Annotated in this window: 9 protein-coding genes; all 9 read left to right on the top strand. The window is 70.0% G+C overall.

Annotated elements, in window-relative coordinates; all coding sequences use genetic code 11:
• The first annotated feature begins 70 nt into the window (after positions 1 to 70).
• The 9 genes from Adu01nite_RS33015 (at position 71) to Adu01nite_RS32975 (ending at position 12,109) form a co-directional block, all read left to right on the top strand.
• Positions 71 to 835, top strand: a complete 765-nt coding sequence (locus tag Adu01nite_RS33015) for an SGNH/GDSL hydrolase family protein (RefSeq protein WP_203732832.1) — start codon at positions 71 to 73, stop codon at positions 833 to 835.
• Between the two features lie 24 nt (positions 836 to 859).
• Positions 860 to 1,759 (top strand): sulfurtransferase, encoded by a 900-nt coding sequence (locus Adu01nite_RS33010; RefSeq protein ID WP_203732830.1) that lies wholly within the window; start codon positions 860 to 862, stop codon positions 1,757 to 1,759.
• Positions 1,760 to 1,836: 77 nt separating this feature from the next.
• Positions 1,837 to 3,561, top strand: coding sequence for an HSP90 family protein (locus Adu01nite_RS33005; RefSeq protein ID WP_203732828.1), 1,725 nt, complete (start codon positions 1,837 to 1,839; stop codon positions 3,559 to 3,561).
• Positions 3,558 to 6,323: a tetratricopeptide repeat protein gene (locus Adu01nite_RS33000; RefSeq protein WP_203732826.1), complete on the top strand. Its 2,766-nt coding sequence runs from the start codon at positions 3,558 to 3,560 to the stop codon at positions 6,321 to 6,323. Before Adu01nite_RS33005 ends, Adu01nite_RS33000 begins: the two co-directional genes overlap by 4 nt.
• A gap of 44 nt (positions 6,324 to 6,367) precedes the next feature.
• The gene (locus Adu01nite_RS32995) at positions 6,368 to 6,973 is read left to right on the top strand and encodes a TetR/AcrR family transcriptional regulator (RefSeq protein WP_203732824.1); all 606 of its coding nucleotides are present in this window, start codon (positions 6,368 to 6,370) and stop codon (positions 6,971 to 6,973) included.
• Between the two features lie 81 nt (positions 6,974 to 7,054).
• Entirely contained in the window at positions 7,055 to 8,383 is a 1,329-nt protein-coding gene (locus Adu01nite_RS32990; RefSeq protein ID WP_203732822.1) for an acetyl-CoA carboxylase biotin carboxylase subunit, read from the top strand.
• 5 nt (positions 8,384 to 8,388) lie between these two features.
• Positions 8,389 to 9,288, top strand: a complete 900-nt coding sequence (locus Adu01nite_RS32985; protein ID WP_203732820.1) for a hydroxymethylglutaryl-CoA lyase — start codon at positions 8,389 to 8,391, stop codon at positions 9,286 to 9,288.
• A 230-nt stretch (positions 9,289 to 9,518) separates the two neighbouring features.
• A complete protein-coding gene (locus tag Adu01nite_RS32980; RefSeq protein ID WP_203732818.1) occupies positions 9,519 to 10,436 on the top strand; it encodes a hypothetical protein in 918 nt (305 codons plus the stop codon).
• A gap of 293 nt (positions 10,437 to 10,729) precedes the next feature.
• The gene (locus Adu01nite_RS32975; RefSeq protein ID WP_203732816.1) at positions 10,730 to 12,109 is read left to right on the top strand and encodes a chaplin family protein; all 1,380 of its coding nucleotides are present in this window, start codon (positions 10,730 to 10,732) and stop codon (positions 12,107 to 12,109) included.
• Positions 12,110 to 12,334 lie beyond the last annotated feature (225 nt).

The following is a 12,334-nucleotide window of genomic DNA, read 5'->3' as shown; positions in this document are numbered from 1 at the left end:
GGATTGGTGCCTGCTAAGTGGAAAACTGTCCCCGCAACAAGAGCTGAAGGTACGTTAAGGAGGCGGCCAAATGCCCTGGCGCAGCTTCGCAGCAATGGGGGACAGCTTCACGGAGGGTATGAGCGACGCATACCCCAACGGCACGTTCCGCGGATGGGCCGACCTGGTCGCCGCGCGTCTGGCGGTCGATTCAGGCCCCGACTTCGGGTATGCCAATCTCGCGATCCGCGGCAAACTCCTCACCCAGATCATCGACGAGCAGCTCGATCCGACCCTGGCCATGGCGCCCGGGCTGGTCAGCATCGCGGGCGGCGGCAATGATGCCCTGCGCCCCCGGGTCGACGCGCATGCGCTGGTCGCCCGGCTCGACAAGGCGGTCGAACGGATCCGCGCCACCGGTGCCGACGTGATCCTCTTCCGCTTCGCCGACGTCACCGCGCACCTGCCGGGCCAGCGCATCGTCGGACCGCGCGCCGCGGTGCTCAACGACGGTGCCACCATGATCGGCGAGAAGCATGGGGCTTTCGTCATCGACCTGTTCGGCGACGAGGCCTTCCGGCACCCGCACCTGTGGGCGCCGGACCGGCTGCATCTCTCCGCCCGCGGTCACCGCCGGGTCGCCGCGCACGTGCTCAGCGCCCTCGGCGTCGGCGTCGACGACGAGTGGCTGCTGGTGCCGCCGGTGCCGGAGCCGACCCCGTGGCTGATGGCCCGCGGCGCCGACCTGCGCTGGGCGCGCGAGCACCTGATGCCCTGGGTGAGCCGGCACCTGCTCGGCCACTCCAGCGGCGATCTCATCACCGCGAAGCGGCCGGATTTGGCCCCGATCGAATAGTCATGAAGGTCTAGCGTGGCAACTATGTCCGTTGCGAACGATCCAGCGTCCGCCCTGCAGGCGTACGCGCACCCCGATCGGCTGGTCACGACCGAGTGGCTGGCCGCCAACCTCGACACGCCCGGCCTGGTGGTGGTCGAGTCGGACGAGGACGTGCTGCTCTACGACACCGGGCACATCCCGGGTGCGGTCAAGGTCGACTGGCACCTCGAGCTGAACGATCAGGTCACCCGCGATTACCTCGACCCGGCCGCGTTCGCGGCGATGTGCGAGGCCAAGGGCATCGGCCGGGACGACACGATCGTCTTCTACGGCGACAATTTCAACTGGTGGGCGGCGTACGCACTCTGGGTCTTCAGTCTCTTCGGGCACCGTGACGTCCGCCTGCTGGATGGCGGCCGGCAGAAGTGGGTGGCCGAAGGCCGCTCGGTGACCAGGGACAAGACGTCGCGCGCCAAGGCCGACTACCCGGTGCCGGTGCGCAACGACGCCGCGATCCGGGCCTTCCGTGATCAGGTCATGGGGCACATCGCCAGCGGCCGGCCACTGGTCGACGTGCGCTCCCCGCAGGAATACACCGGCGAGCTGACCCACATGGCGGCGTACCCGCAGGAGGGTGCGCTGCGTGGCGGGCACATCCCGGGCGCGGTGAGCAAGCCGTGGAAGTCGGCGGCGAACGAGGACGGCACGTTCAAGCCGGCCGACGAGCTCACCAAGATCTACCAGGATGAGCTGGGGCTGGAGTCGGGCGACGACATCATCGCCTACTGCCGCATCGGCGAGCGGTCGAGTCACACCTGGTTCGTCCTGCACCACCTGTTGGGATACCCGCAGGTCCGGAACTACGACGGCTCCTGGACCGAATGGGGCAATCTGGTTCGCGCCCCGATTGCCCGCGGCGCGGAGCCGGGCGGACTGAGCTAACCGAGTTCGGGAACGGGCGAGGCGAGTTTGGGAACGGGCGAGAAATCTGTCAGGGGGACCCGGTAGCTTTCTCGCCCGTGAGCAACACCTTCCAGGTCGATCTACGGGGCATCGTCGACCTGCTGAGTCACCACCTTTACGCGAGCCCCCGCGTCTACGTCCGTGAGCTGCTGCAGAACGCGGTGGATGCGATCACCGCGACCGGATCGGAAGACGGCCGCGTCGAGATCACCACCGGCGCGGACGCGCTGCGCATCACCGACAACGGCATCGGCCTGACCGAGGCGCAGGTGCACGAGCTGCTGGCCACGATCGGCCGCAGCTCGAAGCGGGACGAGCTGGGCTTCGCGCGGCACGAGTTCCTCGGCCAGTTCGGCATCGGCCTGCTCTCCTGTTTCCTGGTGGCCGACGAGATCCGGGTGCACACCAAACGGGCCGGCGCTCCCCCGGTGCTGTGGACGGGTTACTCCGACGGTCGCTACGAGGTGAAACCGGGCGCGGAGCGCGAGCCGGGCACCACGGTCACCCTGCTGCCGCGGCGCGGCGTCGAGACCCTGTTGAGCGGTACGACGGTGACGGAACTCGCCGAGCTCTACGGTTCCCTGCTGCCGGTCACCGTGGAGGTCGACGGCGTCCGGGTGACCAGCGGCGAGCTGCCCTGGAAGGCGGACCGCGAGGACTACTGCCGGCGCGTCTTCGGGTTCACCCCGTTCGACGTGATCGAGCTGAACGTGCCCGAGGCCGGCCTGACCGGTGCCGCGTTCGTGCTGCCCACCGCGGTCAACCCGGCCGCCCGCGGCGGCCACCGGGTCTACCTGAAGCGGATGCTGCTGGCCGAGAGCATCGAGGGCCTGCTGCCCGAGTGGGCGTTCTTCGCCCGCTGCGTGGTCGACAGCACCGAGCTGCGCCCGACGGCGAGCCGCGAGGCCCTCTACGAGGACGGCCTGCTCGACGACGTCCGGGACGCGATCGCCGACCAGTTGCGCGGCTGGCTGGTTCGGCTCGCCGCCACCGACCCGCGCCGGCTCGCCCGTTTCCTCGGCGTGCACCACCTCGGCGTGAAGGCGCTGGCCCTGCACGACGACGAGATGCTGCGCCTGGTCGAGCAGTGGTGGCCGATGGAGACCAACATGGGCCGGGTGACGCTCGCCGAGTTCCGCGAGCGGCACGGCGTCATTCGCTATGCGGCCACCACCGACGAGTTCCATCAGCTGTCCGCGGTGGCGGCGGCGCAGGATGTCGGCCTGATCAACGGCGGTTACGTCTACGACGCCGACATCATCGAGCGGCTGGCCACAGTGGATCAGGAGGCGCGCGCCGAGCGGCTCGAGCCGACCGACCTGACCACCCGCTTCACCGGCCTCGACGCCGACACCGAGCTGCGCCTGCGCCCGTTCCTGGCGGCCGCCCAGCGCCGGCTCGACAAGCTCGGCTGCGAGGTGGTGATCCGGGCGTTCGACCCGGTCACCATGCCGGCTCTTTACCTGATCAGCCGCGCGGCGGCGTTCCACGACGAGTTCACCGAGAGCCGCGACAAGGCCGACGACATCTGGGGTGGCGTGCTCGACGCGCTGGCCAAGGTCGCCCCGCCGGAGCGGCCGCAGCTGGTGCTCAACCACCGCAACCCGCTGATCCGCCGGGTGCTCGCACTCGGCGACCCCGACCTGGCCGGCCTCGCCGTCGAGTCGCTCTACGGCCAGGCGCTGATGCTCGGTCACCACCCGATCCGGCCGGCCGACGCCGCGCTGCTCACCACGTCATTCATCGGCCTGCTCGACCGGGCCGTCCCGGAGGAGCGATGAAAACCGCCGACGAGTTGTGGGAGCTTCTGCAGCAGGCCGTCCACCTGCCGTACGGGCAGGCCCGGATCGCGCTGCTCGAGCAGATCCTGCGTCAGGTCGACCAGGCCGGTGACGCCGACCTGGCATTCACCACCCGGCTGATGGCCACCACCTCTTATGTCCACGGCGGGGAGAACGTCAAGTCGTTCGTCACCTTCTCCTGGTGCGTGAGCGATTTCGACCGCAACCCGAACCCGTACCACGAGCGCCACATGCACACCCTGTTGTGGCAGTTCAAATACATGGTCAACGGGCTGAAGCAGTTCCCCGAGATCCCGCTCGCGCGCACGTTCGCGGTGCTCGACGACATGGAGCGCCGCTACCGCGAGGGCGGCCACAGCATGCAGGTCGTCCACAAACACCGGTACATCGTGGCCAACCATCTCGGCCACGCCGACGAGGCCGACGAGTGGTATGCGCGATGGCAGTCGACCCCGCGGGACAGCCTCTCCGACTGCATCGGCTGCGACCCGGACGACACCGCCGACTACCTCAATTCACGCGGCCGTTACGCCGAGGTGATCGAGCTCGCCGAGCCGGTGCTGGCCGGCGAGCTGACCTGTACCGAGCAGCCGCAGGGCATCCTTCGCCAGCTGACCCAGGCCTACCTGCACACCGGTGAGCTGGAGAAGGCGGCCGACGCGCACCGCCGGTCGTACCGGCTGGAGCGGGACAACATCGCCAACCTGTGGAACATCGGCTCGCACATCGCGTTCTGCGCCCGCACCGGCAACGAGCACCGCGGGCTGGAGCTGCTGCAGCGGCACATCGACTGGCTCGCGAAGGCACCGTCGCCGTCCGCCGAGATGCACTTCGCGGCCGACTCGGCGATGCTGCTGCGCCGGCTCACCGAGCTCGGCCACGGCGAGCTGACCGTGCGCCGCCAGGGCCAGGACGAGATCTCGGTCGCCGAGCTGGCCACCGAGATGGCCGACCGGGCCGCCGCGATCGCGGCCCGGTTCGACGCACGGAACGGCAACGACTATCAGAGCCGGCTGATTGCCGAGGTGATCGCCGAGGAGCCGTACGGGATCGACATCCCGCTTTCCCCAACTGCCCGCAAGGCCCGGCCGGAAAAGGCCACCCCGGAGCCGGTCGCCGAAGTCCCGGCCATCGCGAGCCCGGCCGAGCTGCTCGAAATCGCCGACGAGCAGTTCCACCAGGAGCAGGAAGCGGCGATGGCCGCGACCCTGGACGCGATCGCGGAGCGTTTCGGCGAGTTGTCCGATCCGCTGCTCGCGGCGAGGTTCGCCGCGCTGACCGGCACCCGGCTCAGCGCCCCCGACGACGACGCCGGTGCCCGGAAGTGGGACGAGGCGGCCGCCCTGTTCGAGGCGGCCGGCGCCGCTGGTGAGGCGAGCGTGCAGCGGGCCCGGGCCGCGCTGGATCGCGCGCACGACGGCGACGTCGACCCGGGGCCGATCCGCGCGGACGTGGATCACCAGGAGAAGCACGGCGGCGCGGCCGAGCGGGCGAACGCCTGGTCCCGTCTCTCCGTTCTGCTCACCCTGCAGGACGAGCCGGCCGAGGCGGTCGAGGCCCGGAACCGCGCCGACGATTACGCGGCGCAGACCGGCGACCCCCGGATTATCGCCCGGCACTCTGCCCTGCGCGCCCGCATCCTGGCCAACGCCGAGGACAACGAGGGTGCGCTGGCCGCGGCCCGGGTCGCCTGGGATTTCTACCGGGCGCACGGCCCGGCCGACCGGCTCGCCGACGTCGCCAATCTGTTCGGGCACCTCGCGGATGACCTTCTCGAGAGGGTCGCGGCGTTCACCACGGCGATCGGCACCGGCGTGGCCGAGGAGCAGCTGCCGGCCCGGATCGGCCGGGGCAACGTGTTCAAGCGGCTGGACCGGGCCGGCGATGCGATCGACGACCTGGTCGAGGCGGTCGCGCTCTGCGCCGAGCAGGATCTGACCCAGGGCGGCGCCTACGCGCGATGGGAGCTGGCCGGGGCGTACGCGATGGCCGGCCGCCCGATCGAGGCGGCCGAGGTGGCCGAGGAAGCCCTGATCGTCTTCGACGAGCTGGGCGACGGCGAGATGGCGGACAACGCCCGCTTCATGCTCGCCAAGCAGTACCGCGAGATCGGTGACACGGCCGGCGCGGTGAACCGTTACCGCGAGCTGATCGAGCGCCTGGCCGGCAACCCGGCCGGTCGCGGTCAGATCGGCGAGGAGGCGGGTGACCTGCTCTTCGACCTCGATCGGGACGCCGAGGCGGCCGAGGCCTTCGCGGCCGCCGGTGCGGCGCTGCACGAGGCCGGTGACCTGATCGGTGAGCTGCGCACGCTGCGCCGCCGGGTCTCGGCGCTGCATTACGCGGACGAGCCGGAGGCCGCGACCGAGGCGTTCGGGCTGGCGGTGGAGCGGTTCGCCGCGTTGCCGGCCGAGCTCGCCGCCGAACCGAACGCGATCTGGCAGCACAACCTGACCAGGTTCGAGCAGTCCCGGGTCCTGATGTCCCGCGGGCGGTATGCCGAGGCGCTGCCGATCGTGCGGGATGCGCCGGCCCGGCTGCGCGCGATCGGCGCCACCGACGACGCCGATCACCTGGACGGCATGCTCGGCGAGGCCCTGCTGCGCTCGGGTGATCCGGCCGCGGCCGAGGCCCACCTGCGTGACCTGCTGGCCGGCATGGCATCCGACGCCCGGGGCTGGGAATTGGCCGAAAAGATCTACCAGGAAGCCCAGGAGGCGGCTCGGCCTGAAAAATCCTGAACGGCCGTTAAGGCATTGGCTTGACAGCGGGTTAAAGTTGCCTCGTGACGACGGTTGATCAGCAACAGCGGTCCGGGCCGCCGGCCCCGCGGCGGCGGTCGCGCCGCGACGAGATCCTCGAGATCGCGGTGGGGCTCTTCGCGGCCCGCGGATATCACGGCGTGTCGATGGATGACATCGGTTCGGCCGCCGGTGTCACCGGCCCGGCGCTCTATCACCACTTCGCCGGCAAGGAGGCGATGCTGGTGGCTGCGCTGATCCCGGTCAGCGAAGGCCTGCTGCACGGCGGCAAGGCCCGGGTCGCCCAGCATCCCGACGACGCCAGTGCCGCCCTCGGCGACCTGATCGACTTCCATGTCGAGTTCGCCCTGGCCAACCCGGCCGTCATTGCCCTGCACCTGCACGAGCTCGACCGCTTGCCGGACGAGCCGCGCCGCCAGATCCGCCGGCTCCAGCGCCTCTACGTGGAGGAGTGGGTCGGCGTGCTGGCCACGCTGCGGCCCGAGCTGGAGGCGGCGGAGGCCCGGGTGCTCGCCCACTCGGCGTTCGGCCTGATGAACTCGACGCCGTTCCTCGGCGGCGAGGTGGATCGCCGGCGCCGGGCCGCCCTGCTGCGCGAGGCGACCATCCACGCCCTCACCGGCAAGTAAAAGAATAAAAGGCGGACGCCGGCCACAAGCCTGGCTACGCCATTGCCCGGGCCACCGCCCATGGCTGACAGAGAGGTCTCCATGATCGAGTCGCTGCTCGTCGCGAACCGGGGCGAGATCGCCCGCCGGATCATTCGCACCGCCAACCGCCTGGGGATCCGCACGATCGCGGTCCACTCCGAGGCGGACGCCGACCTGCCGTTCGTGCTTGAAGCTGACGAGGCGGTCTGCGTCGGCCCGGCCAACCCGGCGCAGAGTTACCGGAACACCGAGGCCATCCTGGCCGCCGCGAAGTCGACCGGCGCCCAGGCGATCCACCCCGGCTACGGATTCCTCAGCGAGAACGCCGACTTCGCGCGCGCGGTCGAGGCGAACGGCCTGATCTGGGTCGGCCCGCCGGCCGACGCGATCACCGCGATGGGCGACAAGATCAATGCACGGAACCTGATGGCCGCGGCGGGTGTGCCGGTCGCGCCGGGCACTCACGAGCCGGCCGCGACCGTCGAGGCCGCGATCGAGGCGGCCACCACGATCGGCTATCCGGTGATGGTGAAGGCAGCCGCGGGCGGCGGCGGGATGGGCATGGCGGTCGCCGCCGACGAAGAGGGCCTCACCAAGGAGTACGACAAGGTCCGCGCGTTCGCCGAGCGGATGTTCGGCGACGGCTCGGTGCTGATCGAGCGCTACTTCCCCCGGGTCCGGCACGTGGAGGTGCAGATCCTCGGCCTGGCCGACGGCCGGGTGATCGCCCTGAGCGAGCGCGAGTGCTCGGTCCAGCGCCGCAACCAGAAGCTGGTGGAGGAGGCGCCGTCCCCGGCGGTCACCCCCGAGCTGCGCGAACGCCTGCTGGCCGCGGCGGTGCTGGCCGGTGAGGCGGTCGGCTATCGCAACGCCGGCACGGTGGAGTGCCTGCTCGACCCGGCCACCGGCGAGTTCTTCTTCCTGGAGATGAACACCCGCTTGCAGGTCGAGCACCCGATCACCGAGCTGATCCACGGCATCGACCTGGTCGAGGAGCAGCTCCGGATCGCCTCCGGCGAAGTGACCGAGGTGGCGCGAGCGACCAGCGGCCACGCGATCGAGCTGCGGATCAACGCCGAGGACCCGAAGCGCTTCCTGCCCGGCCCCGGCAAGATCACCACCTGGGTGGAGCCGTCCGGCGACGGCACCCGGGTCGACTCCGGCTACGCCGACGGCAACACGGTCACCCCGTTCTACGACTCGCTGATGGCCAAGCTGATCGTCTTCGGCACCGACCGGGATGACGCGCTCGCCAAGCTGCGCACCGCCGTGGCCGGGTTCCAGATCGCCGGCCCCAAGAACAACCTGCCGTTCTTCGCCGAGCTGCTGGAGAACGACGAGTTCCTCTCCGGCGACTACGACACCGGCATCGTCGGCCGGATGCGGTGAGCACCATGACCGAGGTGAGCAGCAGTAAAAAAGGGGTGAGCATTCGCGAGGTGGCTCCGCGGGACGGCCTGCAGAACGAGGAGCCGATTCCGACCGAGTCCAAGGTCCGGCTGATCGACGCGTTGAGCCGGACCGGAGTGGGTCGCATCGAGGCGGTCTCGTTCGTACACCCGAAAGCCATCCCGCAGATGGCCGACGCCGACGAGGTCTGGCGGCAGGTCCGGAAGAATCCGGACGTCCGCTACTCCGCGCTCATTCCCAACACGAAAGGCGCGCAGCGCGCGATCGCCGCCGGCTTCCGGGAGATAGAGGTGGTGGTCTCGGCGAGCGACACGCACAACCGGCGCAACCTCAATCGGTCCACAGAGGAGTCGCTGGACGACATCGCCGGGCTGATCCCGCTGGTCCACGACGCGGGCGCGACCCTCGAGGTGATCGTCGCGACGAGTTTCGGCTGTCCGTTCGAGGGCGACGTCGACCCGGACCGGGTGGCCGGCATCGTGGCCCGGGTCCGTGCCGACGGCGCGGACCGCATCGCCTTCGGCGACACGACCGGCATGGCGACTCCCCGGCGGGTGCGTGATCTTCTTTCGGCCGTACGCCCCGATCTGCTGCACTTCCACAACACCAGGGGTACGGGTCTGGCCAACATCCTGACCGCTCTCGACCTCGGGATCACCGAGTTCGACGCGAGCGTCGGCGGGATCGGCGGCTGCCCGTACGCCCCGGGTGCCTCCGGAAACGTGGCCACCGAGGAGGTCGTCCACATGCTCCATGACATGGGGATCGACACCGGAATCGACCTGGACCGACTGATCGAAACCGCGGAGATGGCGGAGAAACTGCTTGGTCGCACACTTCCGTCGGGTGTCCTGCGCGCGGGGCCGCGTACGCGATTGGTGTGATTTCTTCCGCATCCTCGCTGCGATCATTTTTCCTATTTGTCCGCGTGACCCTCGCTCGGCCGCTTCGTTACCAATATCGAGTGGCCGGATATCGCCGAAACGGCGGATCCGCCACCCGGTCGAAAGTCTGACGACGAGGGGCGGAACCGATGACGGGACTGGGAGTCGAGCGCCTATCGCGCACGGCGGACCTGTCGCCGTCCGTGTCGCTCACCGCAGCCTCCACGCCCTTGCCGCCTCACATCCAGGGGGCGGAGCGGCGCCGGAGCCGGTGGGGTCTGCGCCTGCTCGTGGTCGGCGGTCTGGCCGGAGCAGCCTGGCTGCTCAGTGGCGCCGCCGCGCACGCCGCGGACCGGGCCGACGAGCCATCCGGCTCGTTGCTCGGCGCGATCGTCGGCGGCGACGTCACCGCGCCGGTTTCCGGTCTCCTGACAGCGGCCGCCCAGCCGCTGGAGACGGTTCCGGCCCACAAGCACCACGTCGTGGCCGACGTTCTCGAGGTTCCGCAGCGGGTGCTCACGCTCCCGGCGGAAGCCGTTGACGAGGTCGCCCACGGCGGCACCGGGACCACTGTGGATTCCGCCCTCGGCGGGGTCGGCACGGTCCTCCGGGCGGTCACCGAACCACTCCGTCTCACCGGCGGATCGGCGCCCGACCAGCAGCGGCTCATCGCCGCGGTGCCCGACTCGGTCGATACCGAGGAAGACGGGCCGCTGCTCGCACCGGTGACAGCGCATGCTGTTCCGGTCCCGGTCGCACAACCGCACCGCGCACGTACCACCAAGACCTTGCGAACCCCGGCCGTCGCCCTCCGGTCCGGCGCCGCGGTTCGGCACATCAAGGTCACCTCCGCACCGATCGCCCACCGGCACCACCAAGCCGCCGCGCACGCGGTGGCCGGCGGACCGGAGACGGTGCGCGAGGGCACACCCGGGGGTGACGGACCAGCAGCACCACCGCAGCTGCACCTCGGGGACGTCAGCGGCACCTCGACCAGCGGGTCGGGTACACCGACGGAAGGCGGCTCCGCGGCCTTCCTCCCGGCGGCGATCGCGAACAGCACGACGGCTTACCAGTTGCTGCCGATCGCATCCGATGTCGAGGTCCGGCGGCACGACGCCGAGGCCCCGACCGTCTCGCCTGACTGAGTGATGGCGTCCGGCGATCTGCCCGATCGCCGGCAAGACCGGCCGGCACCGCTTCGGTGTCCGCGTTCCGGCCAGATTCCCCAACCGCTTGCGAACAAGCGGCGAATCGCTGACGCCTGAAAACACGCAACCGCACCGAAGCGCCTAGATGGGTGCGCGTCGACAAGCGGAGTCAGGGCAGATCCACAAATGGAGCCAAGGCACCGCTGCGCCCGAAATGCAGTTCCGGAACGTCCCTAATTGAATAAGTCCCCCAAACTGCCGAAAACATTTTCCGAAAGGCATTTCTTCGCATGAAGACTTGGGTTCGCAAGACTCTGAGCGTCGGTGTCCTGGCCGCCGGCGCCCTGCTGTTCGCCCCGGGCGCTGCCAACGCCGACACGCGCCAGGTCACCGGTGCCAACAACGGCATCCTCAACGGCACCCAGATCGCGGTGCCGGTCCGGGTCCCGGTCAACATCGTCGGAAACTCGCTGGGCATCCTCGGTGTCGCCGACTCGCGTGCGGTCGGCGTCAACCAGACCGAGAGCGCCCGGACCGGCCACGGCGGCCAGGTCACCGGGGTCAACAACGGGATCCTCAACGGCACCCAGGCGTACCTGCCGGTCAGCGTGCCGGTGAACATCGCGGGCAACTCGGCCGCGGTGCTCGGTGCGGCCAACTCGAACGCCGTCGCGGTCAACGGTCGCAAGGCCGAGAGCGCGCGGACCACCGAGGGCCTCTTCCCGGGTGGCGGCCAGTTCACCGGTTCCAACAACGGCATCCTGAACGGCACGCAGATCTACGCCCCGGTCGACGTGCCGATCAACGTCTGCGGCAACTCGCTCGCGATCCTGGGCGGCGCCTACTCCCAGGCGCTGTGCGCGAACAACGTCTCGGCGCGCAAGGGTTCCTTCAAGAGGGAGTCCGGCAAGGTCACCGAGGGCGCGTGGCAGGCCACCGGTGCCAACAACGGCATCCTCAACGGCACCCAGCTGCTGGCCCCGATCAGCCTGCCGGTGAACCTGTCCGGCAACGCGCTCGGCGTTCTCGGCTCGGCGAACTCCCGCGCGGTCTCGGTCAACGAGTCGGCGCAGGACGGCCCGTTCGGCCAGTTCACCGGGGTCAACAACGGGATCGGTAACGGCACCCAGATCGGCGTTCCGATCAACGTGCCGATCAACGTCTGCGGCAACTCGCTCGGCATCCTCGGTGCGGCCAGCTCGACCGCGGGCTGCGTCAACGGCGGCGGGTTCGGCGGCGGCTTCGGTGGCGGGTTCGGTGGCGACGGCTTCGGCGGCGACCTGGGCGACGACTGGGGCTGGGACGGCAACCACGGCCACGTGCACGGCCACGACCACGGCGACAACCTTGGTGACAACGGCGACGACCCCGACGACGACGGCAGCTACCTCGGCGACAACGGCGCCGAGGACCCGGCCGACAACGGCTACGGCGGCGAGAAGCCGGCCGGCAACGGGTACGGCGACGAGAAGCCGGCCGTGGCCGACGACAACGCCGACGACACCTACGGCGGCGAGAAGCCGGCAGCGGCCGGCTCGAACAGCGGCAGCAAGGGTGGCCGCGGCAAGAAGACCGAGGCTTCCCCGGTCGCCGGTCTGACCGAGGCGGTCAGCGGTGTCTCCGACAGCTCCGGGCTCGCGGGCCTGGGCCTGCTCAACACGCTGCGCTGATCGTTAAGCGCAGCGGTATATACCGGGTAGCGCCGTCCCGGGCGCGACCTGGCGACGCCGAGTGGCGTCGAGCAATACCCGGTGCCCCTCCACGGCACCGGTAGCAGTGAAGCGAAAGGGAGTCTCCGCAGCCCGCGGAGGCTCCCTTCCGTCGTTGCCGTTCCTTCCCCGGATGCGCTAACCTAACGATCGTTCAGGTTCGAACGATCGTTAAGGACGCGAACA

It is taken from the genome of Paractinoplanes durhamensis, from assembly GCF_016862175.1.
Classification (GTDB): Bacteria; Actinomycetota; Actinomycetes; order Mycobacteriales; family Micromonosporaceae; genus Actinoplanes; species Actinoplanes durhamensis.
The sequence above is the reverse complement of the archived record's forward strand: the minus strand, read 5'-3'. Positions and strand labels throughout refer to the sequence as shown.

What these genes read in the sequence shown, in the direction of transcription:
- Adu01nite_RS33015 (WP_203732832.1), top strand. Translation starts at nt 71, where the DNA reads ATGCCCTGGCGCAGCTTCGCAGCAATGGGGGACAGCTTCACGGAGGGT.
- Adu01nite_RS33010 (WP_203732830.1), top strand. Translation starts at nt 860, where the DNA reads ATGTCCGTTGCGAACGATCCAGCGTCCGCCCTGCAGGCGTACGCGCAC.
- Adu01nite_RS33000 (WP_203732826.1), top strand. Translation starts at nt 3,558, where the DNA reads ATGAAAACCGCCGACGAGTTGTGGGAGCTTCTGCAGCAGGCCGTCCAC.
- Adu01nite_RS32990 (WP_203732822.1), top strand. Translation starts at nt 7,055, where the DNA reads ATGATCGAGTCGCTGCTCGTCGCGAACCGGGGCGAGATCGCCCGCCGG.
- Adu01nite_RS32985 (WP_203732820.1), top strand. Translation starts at nt 8,389, where the DNA reads ATGACCGAGGTGAGCAGCAGTAAAAAAGGGGTGAGCATTCGCGAGGTG.
- Adu01nite_RS32975 (WP_203732816.1), top strand. Translation starts at nt 10,730, where the DNA reads ATGAAGACTTGGGTTCGCAAGACTCTGAGCGTCGGTGTCCTGGCCGCC.